Genomic DNA, 22,919 nt, shown 5'->3' on the forward strand with positions numbered 1-22,919 from the left:
GACCGGCGTCCAGCCCAAATTGCGCCTTCCTTCACAGATTATTTGCTTGCACTTCCGTGGCAAATCCCTACCCACATTCAAGAGGCAGAAAACCGGAAATCACATGCTGCAAGGGCTCTATAACTGGACAATGCGGTTGGCGGATCACCCGCACGCGCTCTGGGCGCTGGCGTTGGTCAGCTTTGTAGAAAGCTCTTTTTTTCCGATTCCACCCGACGTGCTCATGATCCCGATGATTCTGGCCCGCCCCTCGCGCGCATGGTTGATTGCACTGGTGGCTCTGGTGGCGTCGGTTCTTGGTGGCCTTCTGGGTTATGCCATCGGCGCACTGGCCTTTGAGCAGATCGGCCAGCCAATTTTGGAGACGCTGGGCAAGTCGGACGCGATTGCCGAATTCAATCAGCGGTTTAACGATTTCGGGTTCTGGGCGGTTTTGGGCGCTGGCGTCACGCCGTTCCCGTTCAAAGTCATCACCATCATGTCAGGCTGGACATCCATGCCGCTGGGCACGTTTGTCGCCACAGCCATTCTGGCCCGGGGCATCCGCTTCTTCCTTGTCGCCACGCTTTTGTGGAAATTTGGTGATCCGGTGCGCGACTTCATCGAAAAACGCCTTGGTCTTGTGGCCACCCTGTTTTTCATTCTGCTCATCGGCGGCTTTTTCCTTGTGAGGTACCTATGACCTTGTCTCGAAACCACCTGATCCTCCTGCTCACCGGGTTCTCCGTTTCGATGATCCTTGGGGCATGGGTGTTTCAGTATGTCTTTGGCTATCCGCCGTGCAAGCTCTGCTATTATCAGCGCTACCCGCATTGGGCCGCAGCCGGCTTTGGCATTCTGGCGCTGCTGTTTGGCGGCGTGCTACTGCCTTATCTGGCTGGCCTGTCCGCCGCTGTCACTGGCGCCATCGGCATCTATCACAGCGGCGTCGAGCGTAAACTCTGGGACGGTCCGGCAACCTGTACCTCTGGCAATATTGGCGGCTTGTCCACGGACGAGTTATTTGACCAGATCATGAGCGCCCCGATGATACGCTGCGATGAAATCCCATGGGAAATGTTTGGCCTCACCATGGCCAATCTCAACGCCCTGTTTTCCTTGGGCGCCGCGTTGATCTGGATTTTCGCGGCGCGCCAGAAAACCTAGCCCGCCTTGCGCGTCGCCAACAGCAAACTGGTTTCGCTGTTGGCAATCCCGTCCAACCGCCGGATTTGACCCAAAACCTGATCAAGCTCTTCCAGCGTGTCTGTGCCCAGTTCCAGGATCACGTCCCACCGGCCATTCGTCGAATGGATCGCCCGCACGGCCGTAAACCCTGACAGCTGGCGCACAATACGATCTGTCCCGCGCCCTTCGATACCCAGCATCATCAACCCGCGCACCGGGTCGCGTTTGGTATCATCCTGTAAAACCACTGTGAACCCAACGATATCCCCGCGCTGACGCAACCGTTCAATACGTCCACGTACAGTTGTGCGCGACACTCCCAAAAGAATCGCCAAATCAGAAAGAGACGCCCGCGCATCATGCCGAAGCGCCGAGATCAGCTTTCTATCTACATCATCCATTTCGGCACCACCTGCATCCGATTCGTCAAATATACCCTCATATTGCGCAAAAATACCCCTGCAATTCAACGCATTTCGGAAGCAATACTCAGGCAATTACATGCGCGATGGACTGAAACATGACACTCAACACCTGCATTCTTATCGGAGCTCCCGTAGATTCCGGAAAACGCCGCCGCGGCTGCCTGATGGGCCCGGACGCCTACCGTACCGCTGGTCTTGACCAAAGCCTGTCCGATCTTGGGCACAAAGCCATTGATTTAGGCAACGTTACCCCTGCCCCACATGATCCCGATTTGCCCAACAGCCCGGCCTACGCGTTGAATGAAACCATCGGTTGGACAAAATCGCTGGCCAAAGTTGCCGAAGACACGATGACACAGGGCGTGCCCTTGTTTCTTGGTGGCGATCACAGCCTGTCTGCAGGCTCTGTCACAGGGGTGGCAAATTTCGCCGCCAAACAAGGCCGCCCGCAATATGTCCTGTGGCTGGACGCTCATACCGATTTTCACACCCCGGCCAGCTCTGGCTCGGGCAATCTGCATGGCACGCCCGTGGCCTATTTCACCGGTCGCGACGGGTTTGACGGATTTCCTTCTGTGCAAAACCCGGTCCCCGAAGAAAACATTTGCATGATTGGTCTGCGCTCGGTCGACATGGAAGAACGCGCCGCCTTAACCGCCTCAAACATCCGTTGCCACGATATGCGCGACATTGATGAACATGGCATCGCGCGCCCGCTGAACGCGTTTCTGACAGACGTCGCCAAACAGGACGGCATGTTGCATGTCTCGCTGGACGTCGATTTCCTTGATCCCTCCGAGGCCCCGGCCGTTGGCACAACCGTGCCTGGCGGCGCGACAGTGCGCGAAGCCCATCTTGTTATGGAGCTGTTGCATGACAGCGGCCTTGTCACATCGATGGACCTCGTGGAACTGAACCCGTTTCTGGATGAACGCGGCCGCACCGCCAAACTGATGGTTGATCTGGCCGCATCCGCCCTGGGCCGCCGTGTCTTTGACCGCCAGACCCCAAGCTTCACATGACCTGCCGCGACATATTCAAGACGTCAAACACCCCCAAGGAGACACGCATGACATCCCCATCCGAAAAGGCCCTCGTGCCCTTCGTCAGCGTCGACAACATGATGCGCCTTGTGCATCACATTGGTATCGAACAGGTTCTGCGCGACCTTGCGGAATATATCGAAGAAGACTTTCGCCGCTGGGAATTGTTTGACAAAACCCCACGCGTTGCCAGCCACTCGGACGTTGGGGTCATCGAACTGATGCCAACTTCGGATGGCGAGGCTTATGGCTTCAAATACGTCAACGGCCATCCAAAAAACACATCCGAAGGCCTGCAAACGGTCACCGCTTTTGGCCTGCTGGCCGATGTCTACACCGGATATCCGGTTCTGCTGACCGAAATGACGCTTTTGACCGCCCTGCGCACCGCCGCGATGTCCGCCGTGGCCGCAAAACACCTTGCCCCCAAAGACGCACACACAATGGCAATGATCGGCAATGGCGCTCAATCCGAGTTTCAAACCATCGCGATGAAAGCCATCCTCGGGCTCAAAGTCGTGCGCCTTTACGACAAAGATCCCACAGCGTCGCGAAAATGCGCGGAAAACCTGCGGGACAGCGGTCTGGAAGTTGTCATCTGCGCCACCCCCGAACACGCCATTCAGGGCGCACAAATCCTCACCACCTGCACCGCCGACAAACAAAACGCCACCATTCTCAGCGACAACATGGTTGGATCAGGCGTGCATATCAACGCCATTGGCGGCGATTGCCCGGGCAAAACCGAACTGGCTTCCGGGATTCTGACACGGTCCGATATATTCGTAGAATTCCCGCCCCAGACCCGCATCGAGGGCGAGATCCAACAATTGCCTGCCGATCATCCCGTAACCGAACTCTGGCAGGTCATCACCGGTGCCGCGCCAGGTCGTACAGACAACCGTCAAATCACACTGTTTGACAGTGTCGGCTTTGCGATCGAGGATTTTTCCGCACTGCGCTATATCCGGGACAAGGTGCACAACACCGCATTCCACATCGATCTGGACATGCTGGCCGACCCGGATGATCCGCGCGATTTGTTTGGTATGTTGCAACGCGCCGGGGCCTGACCAAAACGCGCAAACATCAGAAACAAGCGCCAATCCGCGCGTCAGCGCTCATCCGGCGCGCCCGCCTTGCGGGCGCTCATTTGGATCACGCCTGCAATTCAGCGTCCCAATAAAGGAAATCCATCCAGCTCTCATGCAAATGATTTGGGGGGAATTTACGCCCCAGATTGCGCAATTGTTCTGCTTCCGGCTGACAAGGTGGTTTTCGCAACCGCATCCCGGCGCGGCGCAAACTTTTTGACCCCTTTTTGAGGTTGCAGGGCGAACAGGCCGCCACAACATTTTGCCAGCTCGTGATGCCGCCTGCAGCGCGCGGTATAACATGGTCAAACGTCAGGTCGCCTTTGCTGCCACAATACTGACAGCAAAAACCGTCCCTCAGAAATAAATTAAAGCGCGTGAAGGCCACGCGCTTTTGAGGTTTTATATAGTCTTTCAGAACAACCACACTGGGTATGCGTATCACCGTCGACGGGCTGTGCACCACCTCGTCATATTCAGCGACAATATCCACCCGGTCCATATAGGCCGCTTTGACGGCATCCTGCCATGCCCATAACGATAACGGATAATAGGACAAAGGACGATAGTCCGCGTTCAGAACCAGCGCCGCATGCTGTTTTAGTCCCGCTGGTTGCCGTGTGAATTCAGTTCTGAAATCGCCATCCATGGTGACCCACTCTCTGTCCGGTCTGCTCGCTCGTTCCCAATCTTGTTTTCCGTCGGCGCGGCTGGCCCGCGTCAACGCTTAATGCCACTATATCTCGTGGCAAGCGTCTGACAACCCTCACGATATATGTAAGCACCGGGAATAAAGTAGGAAGGCGTTGGATCAGACGGACAACGGCGTCTTATCAATCATGGACCAGTTGTAACCTGCGCACAAATTGGGCAGATCACAAATCCTGATCCGAATTGCTTTAGCGTCCGGCGATACCGCGCAGGTCAAATGTTTTGGACAGCATAACTGACACGCGCACATCATCCTGTGCAACCATTGTGCCCAGACCATAGCGCCCGATGGCATTTGTCGCCATTGCGTCTACGGAAAAGCCTGACTGACCAACATTATAGCGTAGTCCAGCTGCCCATGTTGCATCAGTCCCGTCTACCCACACAGGGGTGGCTTCAGCGATCAGTTCCAGACCATCAGTAACTTCATAGTTCAAACCCAGACCCAACCCTGCGAGTTCGGTACTGCCAAACGCCGCTATTTTGGGGTTGGCAGTCAAGGTAAGCTGATTTTGCGTTTTATAGCTGGCCATGCCCTCAAGGAAGAAAACACCAATCTGGTTGTTGCTAGACGTTGAGCGTCCGTACAATGCCCTCGCGGCCATCGAAAACGGATTGCCATTGTTCTGGTCCATAAACCGCAGCTTACCACCGATCATATAGCGCGCATCATTTCTGGGTATCAAAGCCGCAGGCACTGTCGGATTGTTCGAATAGTCCTCGACAATGAACTGAACCTCTACGTCACGATCCGGGCTCAGTCCAAACAGAACACCTCCGCTGCTGTCCGAGCCATACCATCCCCCGACACGCAATCGGCCCGGTTCAACGACGTCCGCTGACCCCATGGTAAACCCGTCCTGCTGCAAGCTTGCCTGATACGACGTCACTGGCATCGGCACACCGCGATAGCTTTCGGGCCGTTTTGCGCCCGGCGTATAGACCAATTGAACACCGGCCAAAACACTGTCCCCCTCCGGCCACATAGTCAAAACGCTGGTTGCAGGGGTAATACCGATGCCATTGGTCACATATGCATCCAATGCCACTTTTGGCGTCACGTTATATCGTCCACCAACAACCCAGACCGGTTTCTTCTCATAAGTTCCGGTGGATGAAATCGTATTTGAACCGCTGAATGGCATATCGACTGAGCCGTAAAACGACAATCGGTCGGACGGCTTATAACTGACACCGCCGCCAAGGCTGGCAATAGTTCCGTAAAACTGAGTTCCGTTCAGCGTATCTGGCAGGAACGATACCGATGGCGTCAGGTGAAACTGAAGCCCCGGCGCGGCGTTAAACGTGGCTGGCGCTTTCAATGACCCAATAATGACATTGGAGTTTTTGCCGCCAAACAGCGGCGATTCCAGGGTCACGAAACTTTCGACCGAGCCCTGTACAGCAAAGGACATTTTGTCGTTTGAGAAAAACTGATATTTTCCCGAAAACGCCAACGTCGTCATTTTGACTTCCGGCAACAGACCGTTGATCGGACTGGCCACCGGATCAACGTAATTCTGTAAATCCAGACCAAAACTAAGCTGATCGTTGACAGAGTAGCTGCCGCCCCCAAAATATGTTTGATTTCCTGTGCCTGTCGTAGAGCTCGTGTTCGCTTGCGACGTGCCAACACTCAGCTGCAACGTACCACCTGGATTCACATTCGCTGTCTCAAACGAATACAACCGCGTCGGCGTGTTGTGCAAAGGAACATCGGATTGTTCGGCATTTACAATGCCAAACTGACATACAAGAGCGGTTCCCGCCATCAACGTCGACTTAAATTGTGTCATCCGGCGCTTGGCGGCCAATTGGAAAGTCATAACGCGTTCCAGTTCTCAAAAAATGTTCTGCCCCGACTTATAGGGCGTTCGTGCTCGCAGCGGAACGGATATTCCCGGTCTTGGCCGGTCGAGACAGCCCAACTGGCCGAATTTATTGCAGATTTGCCACGCAAGATTGTCTGAACTCAACCCAAATGCAGTTTGTCGCGCATAAAAGCCAGCGCGACACTCAGACCGTCTGGAGCAATCCCATGTCCGGTACCCTTCATAATATGGGCATAAACGTCCTTGAATCCGGCTTTCTGCAAGGCTTCCGCCGCCTCTGGCAGGGATTGAACCGGCACCACGTCATCCTGATCCCCATGCACAAGCAGGATTGGCGGCATGTTCACAACCTCATCCTCAAGCAGGTCCGGCGACAACAGCCGCCCCGAAAACGCAACGATTCCCGCCAGTTCATCTTCGCGGCGCGGACCAACATGCAGCGCCATCATTGTGCCTTGCGAAAACCCGAACAGCACAACCTGTTCCGGCAACAGGTCTTCGTCGACCATCACCGCATCCAGAAACGCGTTCAGGTCATCAACTGCCGACGCCATACCGCGCGCGCTTTCTTCTTCGGAAGACCCGTCAATCCACGGGATTGGAAACCATTGGCGCCCCATGGGCATGCCTGGAATTTCCTCAGGCGCATCAGGTGACAGGAACAGCGTATCTGGCAGATGCTCGCTCAGCGGGTCGGCCAACCCCATCAAGTCCGCGCCATTGGCGCCATAGCCGTGCAGAAAGATCACCGCGGATCTTGTTTCACCTGAAAGCGGCTCTTTGCGGTCGGTTTGCAAAACGCGAGTCATCGAATACCTTCCCTGTCTTTTGCCACCCGGTAGTAGGCCCATAACAGGCGCGCCGCAACCGACCTCCATGGGGACCAGTCCGCGGCCATCTCGCGCAGGGCTTTTTCCCTGGGCCGTTCCTCAAGATCGAATAAGACTTTGGCGGCTTCCTGCAGCGCCAGATCACCCGGCGCAAACACGTCAGCGCGACCAAGCGAAAACATGACGTAAACTTCGGCGGTCCACGTACCAATTCCGCTGACTTCGGTCAGTGTGGCAATCACCTGATCATTGGGGACCTGACGCAGCGCGTCATAGTCGATCCCGGCTTCGGCCAGGGCGCGCGCGTAGCGGATTTTCTGTCGGCTCAACCCAACCGCGCGCAAATCCTCATCCGTGGCCCACATGATCTTGCGCGGCCCGGTCAGACGCGCGTCCTGCAGCCGTTTCCAAATCGCATTGGCCGACGCAACGCTGACCTGCTGGCTCACAATTGCGCTCAAAAGCTGCGCGAACCCATCGGGTTTGCGCCGCAACGGCAACGGTCCGGTCAGCTCCAACGCACGGGCAAACCGTGCGTCCCGCGTCGCCAGCCAAACGGCCCCCTCTGCCACACAATCCGGCGTTTCAATGATCCGCCCAATGTTCATCCATATCTCCTGTTCCCGCGCGCTACATTAGGCATGCCAGTTCAGGTTCCACAAGCTCTGGACCTTCATCACTTAACAAGCTAACCCTGCGCTATGAGCCACGACATTGATGATAAAACCGCCCGCCGCACCGTGCTCATTCTGGTGCTGGCACAGGCGTTTTTAGGCGCGCAAATGCCAATGATTTTTACCATCGGCGGACTGGCGGGTCAGTCACTGGCCAGCAACGCCTGCTTTGCCACCTTGCCGATTTCGATGATCGTGGTCGGGTCTATGTTCTCTGCGACCCCAATGTCCGCCATCATGCAGCGCTATGGGCGACGTGCCGGTTTCTTTTTGGGTACGACCGGTGGGGCACTTGGCGGGGCTGTCGGAGCATATGCGCTCTACCTGAATTCTTTCACGCTTTTTCTGGCCGGGTCATTTTTGACCGGCATCTACATGAGTGCGCAGGGTTTTTATCGATTTGCGGCGGCAGACTCAGCCTCTGATGATTTCCGGCCAAAAGCGATTTCATATGTTATGGCAGGCGGGCTGGCCTCGGCGATTATCGGCCCGCAGCTCGTCAAAGTCACTGCCGACGCGATGGTGGTCCCCTTTATGGGCGCCTATCTCGGTGTCATCGTGATCAATATCATTGGCTCTTCGCTGTTCCTGTTCATCAACATCCCAAAACCCACGCCCCCGGCCGAAGGTGCGCCACGCGGCCGGACCCGTTGGGAATTGATAAAAACGCCGCGCATCGCCGTTGCCGTGATTTGTGCCATGGTGTCTTACGCTTTGATGAACCTCGTAATGACCTCAACACCGCTGGCTGTCGTCGGCTGTGGTTTTGACCAAAACGACGCTGCTGACGTGGTCACCGCTCACGTATTGGCCATGTTTGTCCCATCCTTTTTCACCGGCCACTTGATCGCCAAGTTCGGTGTCGAAAAAATCCTCGCCACTGGCCTCCTGATCCTTGCCGGAGCAGGCGCAGTTGCGTTGCAGGGGGTTGAGCTCAGCAACTTCTTTATAGCTCTGGTTCTGTTGGGACTGGGCTGGAACTTTGGCTTTATTGGCGCCACCACCATGCTGGCGGGCGCCCACGAACCACATGAACGCGGCCGCATGCAGGGCATGAACGACCTGATCGTGTTTGGCGGCGTGACCGTTGCTTCTCTGGCCTCAGGTGGATTGATGAACTGTTCCGGCGGCGACGCCGTAACCGGCTGGACCAGCGTCAATCTCGCGATGGCGCCGTTCCTAATGCTGGCCGGTGGCGCGTTGATCTGGCTGTTGCTACGCCCGAAAGAAGCCTGACACCTGACGCCCTACCAACGACCGGACAACGCGCGCGCCATTAGCCCCGCGCGCCGACCAAACTCACTGGCCCCCAACGCGCCTTCGATGACGCGGTGTGGTTCCTGAGCCGCCTGTTTCAAAATGGTTTCCGCCTGCCACCCGGCCAACAACGCCTGTCCAGCCGCGCTGCTCACAGCACCGCGCGCCGCGCGCGCTTTTTTCAGACGACGCAACCCGTCCTGCGCCAATGCTGCCACGGCCTCGGGACGTCCATCCACCAAAGGCACGCGTTTTTGGCTTTCCAACGCCGGGATCGCCTGCAGCCAATTGGCCAGCCCCTGCGCATACCCAACATCGCGCGCCACATCTTCGCGCACGTCGCCCAGTGCGCGCGCGGCGATATACATCAACCCGCCCGCGGTCTGCATCAAATAACGCTCAAAATGCGCCTGATCTTCAAACGGGTCTTTGTAGATGTCCCAGCGGCGGGCCTCGACCAGCCAATCCAAAACCCCTGCCCCATGCGCATCCAGCACGCCCGCCAAGGGCGTCACAACTTCGTGGCGACGCACATCACCGCCCGCAATAATTTCCGACAACCCGTCGCGCCACCATTGCAACCGCATCTCGGCAATCATGGTTTCCTGCGTCACCCAAGGGGCGCGTGCCACTTCGACATTGAACGCATAGATCGGAAACAGCACATCGCGCGCCGCAGGTTTCACCGCCATCACAGCCGCAAACCGATCCGGATCGCCGCGTTGCACAATCCCGGCGCAGGCCGCGATGTCCTGATCTATCACATCACTCATGCCAGTCTGACCACACAATACCCAAGTTCAGAAACCACAAACGCCATCATCAAACTGCCCGCGCTGCGCCGTCCCGCATCAATTTCCAGTTCAGCGCCTCCAACAGCGCCTCAAAGGACGCATCCACTATGTTGGCCGACACGCCAACCGTGGCCCAACGATGCCCATCATCATCCTCAAAATCGATAATCACCCGCGTCACCGCCTCGGTACCGCCATTGGTGATCCGTACTTTGAAATCCACCAGTCGCACATCGCCGATCAACTGCTGATACGGCCCCAGATCATGCTTCAAAGCCTGCCACAACGCATTCACCGGCCCGTCATCGCTCATTTCGTCCGAGTGTTCGTTCTTGAAATATGAAGTGGTCTTGTCACCACTTGGCAATTGCACTGTGACCACCGCTTCGGATTCTACCACCAGATGCCCGCGCGCATTGCGCCGACGCTCGGAAATCACCCGATACCGTTCCACTTCGAAATAGGTCGCATGCAATCCCAGCTCACCGCGCGCCAAAAGCTCAAAACTCGCCTGTGCGGTGTCATAGGAATACCCAACCGCCTCACGCGCTTTGATCACATCCAGAATGCGCCCCAACGCCGGATTGCCCTTTTCCACACTCAACCCGGCTTCGCTCAGACGGCGCCGCAGGTTCGACTGCCCGGCCTGATTGGACATCGGGATCACGCGCGCATTACCCACTACACCCGGCTCAATATGTTCATAGGTTGACGGATCTTTCAGGATCGCACTGGCATGCAGCCCGGCCTTATGAGCAAAGGCGCTGGCCCCGACATAAGGCGCCTGCCGCATGGGAACCCTGTTCAGAATATCGTCCAGCAAACGGCTCGCCTGTGTCAGCCCGGACAAGGCCTGCACCTCGACCCCAATCTCAAACGCACTGGCATAAGGCTCTTTCAGCAACAGCGTCGGAATTAGCGTGGTGAGATTGGCGTTGCCACAACGCTCGCCCAGCCCATTCAACGTGCCCTGCACCTGCCGCGCCCCGGCATCAATCCCGGCCAACGACCCGGCCACCGCATTTTCCGTGTCATTATGCGTGTGAATGCCCAGACGGTCGCCCGGTATACCTGCTGCAATCACCGCACGGGTGATCTCGCCAATCTCATTGGGCAAAGTGCCGCCATTGGTGTCACACAACACCACCCAGCGTGCACCGGCGTCATAGGCCGCCATCACCGCCTCTACAGCATAGCCCGGATTGGCTTTGTACCCGTCAAAGAAATGCTCCGCGTCAAACAACGCCTCGCGCCCCTGCGTGACCAGATAGGCCACCGACCGCGAGATGTTCTCGATGTTCTCTTCCAGCGTGATGCCAAGCGCGGTTGTCACGTGGAAATCATGGGTCTTACCCACAAGACACACCGCCGGCGTGTCCGCATTGATCACCGCTGCCAGCACGTCATCATTTTCTGCAGACATGCCCGCCCGCTTGGTCATGCCAAAGGCCGCAAAGGTGGCCTTCATCTGCGGTTTGGTCTCAAAAAATTCGCTGTCAGTCGGATTGGCCCCGGGCCAGCCCCCCTCGACATAGTCCACACCCAGCCCGTCCAGTGTCGCAGCAATCTGCGCTTTTTCGGCGGTCGAAAACTGCACACCCTGCGTCTGCTGGCCATCGCGCAACGTGGTGTCGTAGATATAAAGACGTTCTTTCGCCATCACAAAAGCCCCTCCAACTTGCCCGCGTCAAATCCGGCAGCAGGCAACAACTCAACCCCTGCTTTGCTCATCCGCACTTCAACACCCGCTTCAATCAACGCTGATTTGATACGATCCACATCCGAAAAATCTTTGGTTTCCATGGCCTTGTCTCGCGTATCCGCCAGCAGTGCCTCATAAACGCTCAGATCAACACCACGCGCCCATTCTCCCAATGCATCTGTCAACAACCCCATCATCTGCGCCCCGGCCAACACCCCCGCGCCATCGCCTGCGCTGGCCAGCCGGTGCAGCTCGGTGATTGCACCAGCTGTGTTCAGATCATCCGCCAGGCAAGCGACCACCTGCGCAGGCACGCTGGGCGCGGGTTCGATGCCCTCGCTCAGCGTTCGCCACTTGCGCAACGTTGTCTCGGCTTCGCTGGCCTTCTTCGCGGTCCAGTCCATCGGCTTGCCGTAATGCGTGCTCAGGAAAACAAACCGCACCACTTCGCCGGGCACGCCCTGGTCCAGCAAGTCGCGCACCGTAAAGAAATTGCCCAGCGACTTGGACATCTTCTTGCCCTCAACCTGCAACATCTCGTTGTGCATCCAATAGCGCGCGAAATCCCCCTCAGGATGCGCACAGCAGCTTTGCGCCACTTCGTTCTCGTGATGCGGAAACATCAGATCATTGCCGCCGCCATGGATATCAAAACTCGCCCCAAGAAGTTCATAAGCCATCGCCGAGCACTCAATATGCCACCCCGGACGCCCCCAACTCCATGGGCTTTCCCAACCGGGCTGATCCTCCCCGGATGGCTTCCACAAAACGAAATCCATCGGGTCTTCTTTGTACGGCGCCACTTCGACCCGCGCCCCGGCAATCATATCGTCGACTGAACGGCCCGACAGTTTGCCGTAATCCTTGTACGCACGCACCCGAAACAACACATGGCCATCCCTGGCATAGGCAAACCCATCCGCGATCAGCTTTTCGATCATCGTGACCATCTGCGGGATATACTGCGTTGCGCGTGGCATCTGATCCGGATCACGCGCACCCAAGGCAGCCATATCGTCCAAAAACCACTGGGTTGTCTCAGCCGTGATATCCGATATCGGTCGCCCGCTTTCCGCCGCACGTGCGTTGATCTTGTCATCCACGTCGGTGAAATTGCGCACATAGGTTACGTGATCTTCACCGTAAACATGGCGCAAAAGCCGGTTCAGCACGTCAAACACCACGACGGGGCGCGCATTGCCAATATGGGCGCGGTCATAAACCGTCGGCCCGCAGACGTACATCCGCACATTATCGGCCTCAATGGGTTCAAAGACCTCTTTCCTGCGGGTCCTGGTGTTATGTAACTTGATCGTTGTCATCTCTTGTCCTCGGGCGCAATGACGCTCGTGGCGGGCTTAACAACTTCAAATCATGTTTGGAATAGAAGAACGGCCCGCCAGAATGTCTCAGCAGGGAATGCAGCAAATAATGATGATGCGTACAGTGTTCATAGCGCCGGACCTTACGCAGCCCCCCGGCGCGGGTCAAGCCCGTTGACGCGGCGGCCCAAGCCGCCCATGTTTGCCCGTATGAGCCGTGATACTGTCAATGCCCTTTGCGCGCCCCTGCCCGGCGCCGAACGTTCCGATCCCTGGGGGGATGGGCATGATGCGTGGAAAGTGGGCGGCAAGATGTTTGCCTGTATCGGCAGTCTGGGCACCGGTGTGTCCGTCAAAACCCCCGACATCGAAACCGCACAGATGCTTATCGATGCCGGGGTTGGCACCAAAGCGCCCTATTTTCATCGCAGCTGGGTGCATCTGCCTTTGGACAGCGACCCGGACGAACTGCGCCACAGGCTTGAGATCGCCTATGACACAATTCGCGCCGGTCTGACCAAAAAGGTTCAAAACGCACTGCCGCGGCGCAGCTGATTACGGCTGCCCCAGCCAAAGCCGCGCCCGGGTGCTACGCCCAATCGGCATCGCGACCCGTTTGCCTGACTGCGCCAGAATGGTCAGCGCAATACCCACCGCCGTGATTGCCACACCGGACCAACTCAGCACACCGTACCGCTCGCCCAAAAACATCGTTGCTGCAATCAACCCGACCGCCGCCGCTACATACCCGATCTGGCTCAGCAACACCGGCCCACCCAGCTTTTGCAGACGGAAATACGCTGGAAATGTCAGCCCAGCCGCAACCGCCTGAACCACCGATATGACCGGCACTTCGCGCAATGTGACCAGCGGCACACCCTGGCCCGTCGTCAACATCGCAACGACCAGTGCGCCCATTGCCACCACATGGCTCCAGAACGCCAACACCATCGGATCTGCGCCCTCGGGCCAGTCCAGCGTGCGGTACACATTGCCCACGGCCAACACGACCGGGATCAACAGCGCAACCAGCGACCAGATTAACCCGCCCTCGACACCGCCACGCCCAAAAGCGACCGTCAGCGCACCGATCAAACCAATACCGATGCCCAACAGCCCCAGCCGACCCGGAATTTTCAAGCCGAACATGGCAGACACCGCCAGTGTTGCGACCGGGGATAACGCAAACATCATACCCACCTGCCCGGCCCCGATGCGTGGCACCAGCTCAAAGATCATCAGGTTGATCAGTGCAAACGTAACCGCGCCAGATAACAGCACATAGCGCAGCATCCGCCCGCGCGGCAAAACCATCACACCGCGCGACACCAACACAGGGATCAACGGCAAACTGGCCCCGGCTGACACCAAAACCGCCCACACCATCGGCGGTACACCCGCCGCGCTCGACAGTTTGCTCAGCGGAAACCCTACCCCAAGCAGAAAACCACACCACAATAACAAACCAATTGGACCTATGCGTTCAGGCATAACTGACCACCTCGTATTCCACATCATCCGGCCCATCGAAATAAAACCGCCGTCCCGGCTCATAATCTGCATGCGAATGCGTGGTGAAACCCGCCGCCTTAACGCGTGCTTCGGTGGCTTCAATGTCATCCACCACCACGCCAATATGGTTCATACCCGCCCTCTGATGATAACGCCGCTCAATGCCCGTCAATTCCCATGGCGGTGAATACAGCGCCAGATACCCGTCATCCGTGCCCACATGCACGGTAAACCCATCATCCAACGCCATGCCCTGCCAGCGCACATGCCAGTCAAACAGCGTAACAAGGACCGCCGCATGGGCCTTGGCATCCGGAACCGTGATGTTGATATGTTCGAGTTTCATCGAAACAACCTTTCTATTGTTTTTCATCCCGTTCCACTCTAGTTTCTCAAGTGTACTTGAGGTCAAACGGAAAAAACACATGAAAAACAAGGCACCAAGGAAATTCGGCCTGACGATTGGCGACATATCAGAGCGAACCGGGCTGGCACCCTCGGCAATTCGATTCTACGAAGAACAGGGTCTTGTGCATCCGTTCCGCACCGACAGCGGCCAGCGCCGGTTTGACCGGGCTGACATCCGTCGTCTGTCCTTTGTGATGATTTCGCAAAACCTGGGTTTCTCGATTGCAGAGATTCGCGAAGCGCTCGCAACCCTGCCCGAACACCGCACCCCCACCAAGCGCGACTGGGAACGCATCTCGGCCCGGTTCCGTCATCATCTGGATGCGCGCATTGCCCAAATGACGGCCCTGCGCGAAAAACTGGACGGCTGTATCGGTTGCGGTTGCCTGTCGTTGAAAACGTGCCGTCTTTATAACGCCGACGACCGCGCGCACGCGCGTGGCAAAGGCCCTCGTTATCTGTTGGGGGACCAACCAGACATGTAAACCAGCACCGACGCAAAACCGATGCCATACCGACGCAAGGCCGAAACATGTTTCGGGCATTCCGAACTGTCAATCAGATGATCACAAAATCGCATTTGACGAATCTACTGCTCTCTGACCCTCTGAGAAAAACCACGGTTGCAGGGGATTGTCAGATGCAGCTTTCTCAAAGACTTACCAACATCACCGGCGGCGGCTCAGACGGATGGGACGTGTTCTACAAAGCCCGCCGCATGATTTCCGACGGCGTTCCCGTCATAGAACTTACCATCGGCGAACATGACGTCCGCACAGACGCCACAATTCTGGCCGCCATGCACCGCGCCGCCACCGGCGGGCACACCGGGTATGCCACTATTTCGGGTGTTCAGGCACTGCGAGAAAAGGTTGCCGCACGTATTCAGAAAAACACTTGTGCAGAAACAACTTACCGGAATATCCTTATCACCCCCGGCGGCCAATCTGCGCTGTTCGCCGCCCACATGGCCACCTGTAACCCCGGTGATCGCGCGCTCTTTATCGATCCCTATTACGCCACCTATCCGGGCACAATCCGCGGTGCAGGCGCGGTCCCGGTCCCAATCCGAACCCACGCTGAAAATGCGTTTCTGCCAAACGGTCAGGACATTTCCGCCGCCGCATCTAAAGGCGCAGCATCTTTGCTTATTAACTCGCCCAACAATCCAACCGGCACCGTCTATAGCCTTGAAACGCTTCAGGAAATTTCAAACGCCTGCATTCAAAACGACATCTGGCTGATCTCCGACGAAGTGTACGACACGCAAGTCTGGCAAGGCGCACATATCAGCCCGCGCACATTAAAAAACATGGCCGACCGCACCCTTGTGATCGGCTCCATGTCCAAATCCCACGCCATGACCGGCAGCCGCATCGGATGGCTTGTTGGTCCGGAAGAAGCGATCGATCACCTGATCAATCTGGCCACCCACACGACCTATGGCGTGGCCGGGTTCATTCAGGACGCCGCCATCTTCGCGCTGAACCAAGGCCCTGAACTCGAAGAGAAAATCGCCGCTCCCTTCCGTCGGAGACGGGCGCTGGCGCACACTATTCTTGACGCTCAGAAAACCGTGACCCTGGTGCCAGCACAAGGCGCGATGTATCTGATGCTCGACATCCGCGCGACCGGTCTCAGCGGCGAATGTTTTGCCAACTCGCTTCTAGATCACCACAACATTGCCGTCATGCCGGGCGAAAGCTTTGGCCAATCCGCCGCCGGGCATATTCGCGTCGCTATGACCGTCGCCGACGAAAAATTTGCCACTGCCATGCAAACTCTGGTCGATCACGCCGCCAAACTGGCCGCCTGAAAGTCGAAAAACGACACATGTCGCAAACAGATAAGACAGCCCCCGGACGCATCAACAGACTTGTTCCAAGGGAGACAAGATGCAGGGCGACCGAAGCAAACTTAAGCTGGTGGTCATCACCATAGGAGCTGAACGCGGCCGCGCAGCGCGTGGCCGTCCCTGAATTGCCAATTCCAAACCGTATTTTGGCAGTTAAAACAGGACGTTCCACAAGATGACAAACACCGCCCCCCGCCGCTCTGGTGGTCGCGCAGCCCGCCGCGCAGCCCGTGCAGCACCGCTTTCACATGATGTTCGCCCCATCCGCGCAGGGTTAGAAGGCGGTAAATATCGCCCCCTATCCGAACATGACATGCACCGCATTCACGCTACCGCGCTGGACGCACTTGAACAAATCGGTCTGGCCGACGCCCCCCAAAGCGGTATCGATGCCATGACCGCCGCAGGCGCCATTTTGGGTGATGATGGTCGCCTGAGATTTCCCCGCGCTTTGATTGAAGATACAATCGCAAACGCCTGTAAAAAAATAGTTTTACCCGGTCGTATTCCTGAAAACGATCTTCATCTGACAGGCAACCGGGTGCATTACGGCACCGCCGGAGCCGCGGTGCATATGGTCGAACCTGACGGGCGAAACTATCGTGAAAGCACGTTGCAGGATCTGCATGACGCCGCCCGAATTTGCGATCAGTTGGATAACATCCACTTTGTTCAGCGCCCTATGGTATGCCGTGATGTGACCGACAATCGGGAACTGGATCTGAACACCATCTACGCCTGCTGTGCGGGCACCACAAAACACGTTGGAACCTCGTTCACGGATCCCTCTTATGTCGCCGACGCGCTGGAGATGTTGCACATTATCGCAGGTGGCGAGGACAAGTGGCGCGAGCGTCCTTTTGTGTGTAATTCCAATTGCTTCGTCGTGCCTCCGATGAAATTTGCAACTGAATCCTGTCTTGTGATGGAAGAATGCATTCGCGGTGGAATGCCAGTGTTGCTGCTCTCGGCCGGGATGGCGGGCGCAACCGCCCCCTCAACCATCGCCGGGGCCATCGTGCAATCGATGTCAGAATGTCTGGCCGGGCTGGTCTATGTAAATGCCATCAAACCGGGGCATCCGGCGCTGTTTGGTACCTGGCCATTTGGCCTTGATCTGCGCACCGGGGCCATGTCGGTCGGATCCGGCGAACAGGCCCTGCTCAGCGCAGGCTGCGCACAAATGCACAAATTCTATGGCCTTCCCGGCGGCGCAGCAGCGGGTGCGTCGGACTCAAAATTGCCGGACATGCAGGCGGGTTGGGAACAGATGTGCTCCAACGTGATGGCTGGCCTGTCTGGTCTCAACATGGTGTACGAAGCCGCCGGCATGCACGCTTCACTGCTTGGATTCTGCCATGAATCGCTCATCCTGGGGGATGATCTGATCGGTCAGGCCATGCGCTGTGTGCGTGGCATCGAAGTCGACGACGCGACGCTGGCGCTGGATCAGATACGTGACGTCTGTGTCGGTGGGCCGGGTCATTACCTTGGCACGGATGCAACATTGACCCGTATGCAAAGCGACCACGTCTACCCGACCCTGGGCGATCGCACATCGCCCAAGGAATGGATGGAAATGGACAAACCAGATCTGATCACCAAGGCCACGACGCGCAAAAATACCATCCTGTCAGAACCATCAAAAGCGCGGTTCGACCCGGTCACAGATCAGGAAATTCGTCGCAAATTCAACATTCACTTACCATTATAAGTCTTTGAAACGATAGTAGAAGTTGCGGCGATCCAAAATGGATCGCCGCCCCCGATATTTATCCGTCAGTCGCCGGCATCAACCCGGCCTGCTCGGCAGCCGACACTTCTTCAGCGTCCAGCACGCCATCGGCATTCACATCCATTGCAGAAAACGCTTCGGCGTTGATTTCAGGGAATGCGGCGTTCACTTCTTCGATGGTCAGAACGCCGTCGCCATTCGCATCCAGCGTCGCGGCGAATGCAGGTGTACCAAGAATAACGGCTGTCAAAGCCGCAAGTACGGGTGTCTTAAGGGTCATTGTTTAATCTCCAATTGAGGTCATGTTTCGTGTCCGGACGCCCCTAGTCACACCAATTTCCCACCCTTGGTCAGGGCGAAACGTACTTTGCGCTCAAACCCGCCAAAGCCCGCCGGAACCGGCGCCAATCATGCGCGAATCCATGCTTCTCCAAACCTTCTGGTTGCGTTTCGGCGGAAAATTTCGCGCAAGAAATGGTTAAAATGGCAAACCCTCGCCACAAAAACGCAGCCCAGCCCGATAAGCGGCCCATTGCCGCTCGGGAAACCCGGGCGAATCTCAAAAAAAATAGGGGGCCCCAGGCCCCCCAGTTTCGCCATTCAGGCTCACTCTTTATACCGCTCGATGTTTTTTGCCTGCGGCCTGAATGTCGTCGGAGCAAGCGCACCCGCTCCGTGTTCGTCGGGGGGACGAGGCCCCCCTACCCAAGGTCCCCCCCGGGATCAGCTACACCCGGAAGTGCCTCCGCAAGTGTTGCATTTCATGCAAGTGCCGTTGCGCACCAGCGTGTAGTTTCCGCAGTCACCACAAGGATCGCCCTCGTACCCCTGCATCTTTGCTTTGACACGGGCATCCATGCTGACCGTCCCGGATGAAACTGCTGTTGTCGTGGATGATACCGCCGCAACCGTTCCGCTGGCCACAGCCGTTTCCGGCACCAGTGTCTGCAACGTCGCCACCGGATCACTGGCGCTGTCCAGCGCTGCGCCACCGGCGCCGCCATTCAACACCACCAACTCTTGTGGCAGGCGCTTGCGCAGATATCCGGTCGAGGAAATCTGTTTCAGCACCTCAAGCGACCGTGTCGCTGCCGAGTCGCTGAGTTCGGAAACGTTGGAAACGCCCTCTTCCTCACCACGGCCCAGATCATCAAAGGATGTGCCTTCTGGTTTGATATGCGCCAGATCGGTGCGGTCCAGATACGACACGGCCAGTTCGCGGAAGATATAATCCAGGATCGACGTCGCATTTTTGATGCTGTCATTGCCCTGAACCATGCCTGCCGGTTCAAACTTCGTGAACGTAAAGGCGTCAACAAATTCTTCCAGCGGCACACCATACTGAAGCCCAACCGACACCGCGATGGCAAAGTTGTTCATCATCGCCCGAAAGCCTGCGCCCTCTTTGTGCATGTCGATGAAAATCTCGCCGAGGTTTCCGTCAGAGTATTCGCCTGTGCGCAGATAGACTTTATGCCCGCCGACAACCGCTTTCTGCGTGTACCCTTTGCGGCGCTCAGGCATTTTTTCACGCCCGCGTGCCACTTCCTTGACCACGATCTTTTCAATGATCTTCTCGGCCAGAACTTGTGCCTTTTCCTGCGGTGAACCGCTTTCAAGCACATCTGCCGCGTCGTCGTCATCTTCGACCAGTGCTGCCGCCAAAGGCTGGCTCAGCTTGGAGCCGTCGCGATACAGCGCGTTGGCCTTGATGCCCAGCGACCAGCTGAGTTCATAGGCCTTTTGGCAATCTTCAATGGTGGCGTCATTTGGCATGTTGATCGTCTTGCTGATCGCGCCCGAAATGAATGACTGCGCTGCGGCCATCATTGTGATGTGACTGTCAACCTTCAGATAACGCTTACCTTTTTTGCCGCATGGGTTGGCACAATCAAAGATGTGATAATGCTCTTTCTTCAGGAATGGCGCGTCTTCCAGCGTCATCGTTCCGCAAACATGATCGTTCGCCGCGTCGATATCTGCCTTGGAATAGCCCAGCGATGCCAACAGATCAAAGCCCGCATCATTCAGTTTTTCGGTGGGAATGCCCAACACATTGGTGCAGAACTCTTCGCCCAGCGTCCACTGGTTGAACACAAACCGGATGTCAAAGGCCGAGCCAAGTGCGGCTTCGATCTTGTCCAGTTCGTTCTGGCCGAACCCATGTCCGATCAACGATGTGTGGTTGATACCCGGCGCATTGCCAATGGTGCCATGGCCAACAGCATAGCTGACGATCTCTTCGATCTGGCTGGAGGAATAACCAAGGTTTTCCAACGCCGCCGGAACAGACCGGTTGATAATCTTGAAATAACCGCCACCGGCCAGCTTTTTGAACTTCACCAGGGCAAAGTCAGGCTCGATCCCGGTTGTGTCGCAATCCATCACCAGACCAATGGTGCCGGTTGGGGCAATCACGCTGGTCTGCGCGTTGCGATAGCCGTGCTTTTCACCCAGGCTCAGCGCCTCGTCCCATGCCGACTTGGCCAGACCGATCAGCTTTTGGTCCGGACAGTTGGCGTGATCCAAAGCCACCGGCTGGATCGCCAGCGCCTCATAACCTTCGCTGCGGCCATAGGCTGCGTTGCGGTGGTTGCGGATCACACGCAGCATATGCTGGCTGTTGCGGGCATACCCGTCAAACGCACCCAGTTCACCCGCCATTTCGGCACTGGTCGCATAAGAAACACCGGTCATGATCGCTGTCAGCGCACCGGCCAAGGCACGACCTTCGTCGCTGTCATAGCCGTGCCCCATATTCATCAGCAATCCGCCGATATTGGCATAGCCCAGACCCAAGGTGCGGAAATCATACGACAATTGCGCGATTTCCTTGGATGGGAACTGTGCCATTGTCACCGAGATTTCCAATGTCACGGTCCACAGACGCGTCGCATGGATATAATCTTCGACCTGAAACTCGCCATCTTCAAAGAAGCTGAGCAGGTTCATAGAGGCAAGGTTACACGCCGTATCATCAAGGAACATATACTCGGAACATGGGTTCGAACCGCGAATTTCGCCGTCTTCCGGGCATGTGTGCCAGGCATTGACTGTGTCGTGATACTGAATGCCGGGATCGGCGCAAGCCCACGCCGCGTGACCAACGTCTTCCCACAATTTGCGCGCTTTGATGGTCTTGGCAACCGTGCCGTCGGTCCGGCGGATCAGTTCCCAGTCAGCGTCGTCTTCAACAGCCTTGAGGAACGCATCAGTCACCCGGATCGAATTGTTCGAGTTCTGGCCAGACACACTTGCATAGGCCTCAGAGTCCCAATCGGTGTCATAGGTCGGAAATTCAATGCTGGCATAGCCTTGCTTTGCGTAATCCAGCACGCGCTTGACATAAGTCTCCGGGATCATGACTTTCTTGGCGTCACGGATCGCGGCTTTCAGACCGTCATTGGCTTTCGGATCAAACGCATCCTGTTCGGCACCATCCCACGCTTTAATCGCGGCAAAGATACCGTTCAGCTTTTGCTCATGCATTTTGGAACCAGCCACGATCGACGCAACCTTCTGTTCCTCTTTAACCTTCCAGTTGATGTATTCTTCTACATCCGGGTGGTCCGCATCCACGATCACCATCTTCGCCGCGCGGCGGGTTGTGCCGCCCGACTTGATCGCGCCCGCTGCCCGGTCACCGATCTTCAGGAAACCCATCAGGCCGCTGGACTTACCGCCGCCAGACAGGGATTCACCGTCTGCACGCAGGCTGGAAAAGTTGGTGCCGGTGCCGGAACCGTATTTGAACAGACGCGCTTCACGCACCCACAGGTCCATAATGCCGCCGTCGCCTACCAGATCATCGCTGACCGACTGAATAAAGCACGCATGGGGTTGCGGATGTTCGTAGCTGGATTTGGATTTAGTCAGCTTGCCGGATTTGTAGTCGACATAATAATGCCCCTGCGCCGGACCATCGATACCATAGGCCCAGTGCAGACCGGTGTTGAACCATTGCGGGCTGTTGGGCGCTGCCTTTTGTGTTGCCAGCATGAATCGCATTTCGTCGTAATAGGCGCGCGCATCATCTTCGGAGCTGAAGTATCCACCCTTCCAGCCCCAATAGGCCCACGCGCCTGCCAGGCGATCAAATACCTGTTTGGAAGATGTTTCACCGCCCATCTCGACATCATCGCCATCGGGAACCGACCGCCACAAGAATTCGGGCACGTTCTTTTCACGTACCTTTTTCAACCGGCTTGGCACACCGGCCTTGCGGAAATATTTCTGGGCGATCACATCACTTGCGACCTGGCTCCAGCTTGAGGGGACCTCGACATCATCCAGACGAAACACAATTGTTCCGTCCGGATTGCGGATTTCCGAAGTCGCCGAAATAAAATCGAGCGCGGCATAAGCGTCCTGGCCGGCTGTGGTGAATTTGCGTTCAATCTTCATGTGCGCTGCCTCTGTCTTCCAGCTATTTTTCAAAGCCCTGTTTCAGGCCCGCGCCGGATTTTCCGACGCCATTTTTGGTGTGCCCGCAGCACGAGGCAAAACAGTACCGGCCCCTTGCAGAGCAAGAGAGACATCGGCGTGCGCGCCGTGACGT

21 protein-coding genes are annotated in these 22,919 nt (G+C 56.9%); 9 read left to right on the forward strand and 12 right to left on the reverse strand.

The window, feature by feature from the left end:
- The first annotated feature begins 103 nt into the window (after nucleotides 1-103).
- Nucleotides 104-682, forward strand: a complete 579-nt coding sequence (locus ABJI08_RS16830; protein WP_348403005.1) for a YqaA family protein — start codon at nucleotides 104-106, stop codon at nucleotides 680-682.
- Complete coding sequence (locus ABJI08_RS16835; protein ID WP_348403006.1) at nucleotides 679-1,146, forward strand: disulfide bond formation protein B; 468 nt, start codon at nucleotides 679-681, stop codon at nucleotides 1,144-1,146. Before ABJI08_RS16830 ends, ABJI08_RS16835 begins: the two co-directional genes overlap by 4 nt.
- On the opposite strand, the gene ABJI08_RS16840 is transcribed toward ABJI08_RS16835, so the two are convergent.
- Complete coding sequence (locus tag ABJI08_RS16840) at nucleotides 1,143-1,568, reverse strand: Lrp/AsnC family transcriptional regulator (protein ID WP_348403007.1); 426 nt, start codon at nucleotides 1,566-1,568, stop codon at nucleotides 1,143-1,145. The two genes, ABJI08_RS16835 and ABJI08_RS16840, sit on opposite strands and share 4 nt — an antisense overlap.
- Nucleotides 1,569-1,687: 119 nt before the next feature.
- Between ABJI08_RS16840 and rocF the strand changes: the two genes are divergently transcribed.
- Nucleotides 1,688-2,614 (forward strand): arginase, encoded by a 927-nt coding sequence (gene rocF, locus ABJI08_RS16845; RefSeq protein ID WP_348403008.1) that lies wholly within the window; start codon nucleotides 1,688-1,690, stop codon nucleotides 2,612-2,614.
- Nucleotides 2,615-2,661: 47 nt separating this feature from the next.
- On the forward strand, nucleotides 2,662-3,708 hold the full coding sequence (locus tag ABJI08_RS16850) for an ornithine cyclodeaminase (RefSeq protein WP_348403009.1): 1,047 nt from the start codon (nucleotides 2,662-2,664) through the stop codon (nucleotides 3,706-3,708).
- 85 nt (nucleotides 3,709-3,793) lie between these two features.
- On the opposite strand, the gene ABJI08_RS16855 is transcribed toward ABJI08_RS16850, so the two are convergent.
- The 4 genes from ABJI08_RS16855 to ABJI08_RS16870 form a co-directional block, all read right to left on the reverse strand.
- On the reverse strand, nucleotides 3,794-4,378 hold the full coding sequence (locus tag ABJI08_RS16855) for an HNH endonuclease (RefSeq protein ID WP_348403010.1): 585 nt from the start codon (nucleotides 4,376-4,378) through the stop codon (nucleotides 3,794-3,796).
- A gap of 250 nt (nucleotides 4,379-4,628) precedes the next feature.
- Entirely contained in the window at nucleotides 4,629-6,236 is a 1,608-nt protein-coding gene (locus tag ABJI08_RS16860; RefSeq protein ID WP_348403011.1) for a hypothetical protein, read from the reverse strand.
- A 176-nt stretch (nucleotides 6,237-6,412) separates the two neighbouring features.
- Nucleotides 6,413-7,081, reverse strand: coding sequence for an alpha/beta fold hydrolase (locus ABJI08_RS16865; protein WP_348403012.1), 669 nt, complete (start codon nucleotides 7,079-7,081; stop codon nucleotides 6,413-6,415).
- Nucleotides 7,078-7,710 (reverse strand): DNA-3-methyladenine glycosylase 2 family protein, encoded by a 633-nt coding sequence (locus ABJI08_RS16870; RefSeq protein WP_348403013.1) that lies wholly within the window; start codon nucleotides 7,708-7,710, stop codon nucleotides 7,078-7,080. The genes ABJI08_RS16865 and ABJI08_RS16870 overlap by 4 nt, the downstream gene beginning before the upstream one ends.
- Before the next feature lie 93 nt (nucleotides 7,711-7,803).
- Here ABJI08_RS16870 and ABJI08_RS16875 point away from each other — a divergent pair, with 93 nt between their 5' ends.
- On the forward strand, nucleotides 7,804-9,012 hold the full coding sequence (locus ABJI08_RS16875) for an MFS transporter (RefSeq protein ID WP_348403014.1): 1,209 nt from the start codon (nucleotides 7,804-7,806) through the stop codon (nucleotides 9,010-9,012).
- An 11-nt stretch (nucleotides 9,013-9,023) separates the two neighbouring features.
- Here the strand turns inward: ABJI08_RS16875 and ABJI08_RS16880 are convergent, their stop codons facing one another.
- Genes ABJI08_RS16880 through cysS form a run of 3 tightly spaced genes read right to left on the reverse strand, consistent with a single transcriptional unit; the run spans nucleotide 9,024 to nucleotide 12,851 of the window.
- The gene (locus tag ABJI08_RS16880; protein WP_348403015.1) at nucleotides 9,024-9,806 is read right to left on the reverse strand and encodes a squalene/phytoene synthase family protein; all 783 of its coding nucleotides are present in this window, start codon (nucleotides 9,804-9,806) and stop codon (nucleotides 9,024-9,026) included.
- A gap of 49 nt (nucleotides 9,807-9,855) precedes the next feature.
- Nucleotides 9,856-11,487, reverse strand: a complete 1,632-nt coding sequence (gene cimA, locus ABJI08_RS16885; RefSeq protein WP_348403016.1) for a citramalate synthase — start codon at nucleotides 11,485-11,487, stop codon at nucleotides 9,856-9,858.
- On the reverse strand, nucleotides 11,487-12,851 hold the full coding sequence (cysS, locus tag ABJI08_RS16890; RefSeq protein ID WP_348403017.1) for a cysteine--tRNA ligase: 1,365 nt from the start codon (nucleotides 12,849-12,851) through the stop codon (nucleotides 11,487-11,489). Before cysS ends, cimA begins: the two co-directional genes overlap by 1 nt.
- A gap of 210 nt (nucleotides 12,852-13,061) precedes the next feature.
- Between cysS and ABJI08_RS16895 the strand changes: the two genes are divergently transcribed.
- Nucleotides 13,062-13,406 carry an MmcQ/YjbR family DNA-binding protein gene (locus ABJI08_RS16895; protein ID WP_348403018.1) on the forward strand — a complete coding sequence of 115 codons (345 nt, stop codon included), beginning with the start codon at nucleotides 13,062-13,064 and terminating at the stop codon, nucleotides 13,404-13,406.
- Here ABJI08_RS16895 and ABJI08_RS16900 read toward each other — a convergent pair whose 3' ends face one another.
- Together ABJI08_RS16900 and ABJI08_RS16905 are read right to left on the reverse strand one after the other, a co-directional pair.
- Complete coding sequence (locus ABJI08_RS16900; protein WP_348403019.1) at nucleotides 13,407-14,342, reverse strand: DMT family transporter; 936 nt, start codon at nucleotides 14,340-14,342, stop codon at nucleotides 13,407-13,409.
- A complete protein-coding gene (locus tag ABJI08_RS16905) occupies nucleotides 14,335-14,736 on the reverse strand; it encodes a VOC family protein (protein ID WP_348403020.1) in 402 nt (133 codons plus the stop codon). Before ABJI08_RS16905 ends, ABJI08_RS16900 begins: the two co-directional genes overlap by 8 nt.
- Nucleotides 14,737-14,788: 52 nt before the next feature.
- Here ABJI08_RS16905 and soxR point away from each other — a divergent pair, with 52 nt between their 5' ends.
- The 3 genes from soxR to ABJI08_RS16920 all read left to right on the forward strand — a co-directional run bounded on the left by soxR (nucleotide 14,789) and on the right by ABJI08_RS16920 (nucleotide 18,340).
- On the forward strand, nucleotides 14,789-15,256 hold the full coding sequence (gene soxR, locus ABJI08_RS16910) for a redox-sensitive transcriptional activator SoxR (protein WP_348403021.1): 468 nt from the start codon (nucleotides 14,789-14,791) through the stop codon (nucleotides 15,254-15,256).
- 155 nt (nucleotides 15,257-15,411) lie between these two features.
- The gene (locus ABJI08_RS16915; RefSeq protein ID WP_348403022.1) at nucleotides 15,412-16,587 is read left to right on the forward strand and encodes a pyridoxal phosphate-dependent aminotransferase; all 1,176 of its coding nucleotides are present in this window, start codon (nucleotides 15,412-15,414) and stop codon (nucleotides 16,585-16,587) included.
- A 214-nt stretch (nucleotides 16,588-16,801) separates the two neighbouring features.
- Nucleotides 16,802-18,340 carry a trimethylamine methyltransferase family protein gene (locus tag ABJI08_RS16920; protein ID WP_348403023.1) on the forward strand — a complete coding sequence of 513 codons (1,539 nt, stop codon included), beginning with the start codon at nucleotides 16,802-16,804 and terminating at the stop codon, nucleotides 18,338-18,340.
- Between the two features lie 58 nt (nucleotides 18,341-18,398).
- Here the strand turns inward: ABJI08_RS16920 and ABJI08_RS16925 are convergent, their stop codons facing one another.
- Both ABJI08_RS16925 and ABJI08_RS16930 read right to left on the reverse strand, forming a co-directional pair.
- Complete coding sequence (locus ABJI08_RS16925) at nucleotides 18,399-18,641, reverse strand: hypothetical protein (protein WP_348403024.1); 243 nt, start codon at nucleotides 18,639-18,641, stop codon at nucleotides 18,399-18,401.
- Nucleotides 18,642-19,084: 443 nt separating this feature from the next.
- Nucleotides 19,085-22,765 carry a vitamin B12-dependent ribonucleotide reductase gene (locus ABJI08_RS16930; protein WP_348403025.1) on the reverse strand — a complete coding sequence of 1,227 codons (3,681 nt, stop codon included), beginning with the start codon at nucleotides 22,763-22,765 and terminating at the stop codon, nucleotides 19,085-19,087.
- Nucleotides 22,766-22,919 lie beyond the last annotated feature (154 nt).

The sequence above is a fragment of the Shimia sp. genome (assembly GCF_039969785.1).
Classification (GTDB): Bacteria; Pseudomonadota; Alphaproteobacteria; order Rhodobacterales; family Rhodobacteraceae; genus Shimia.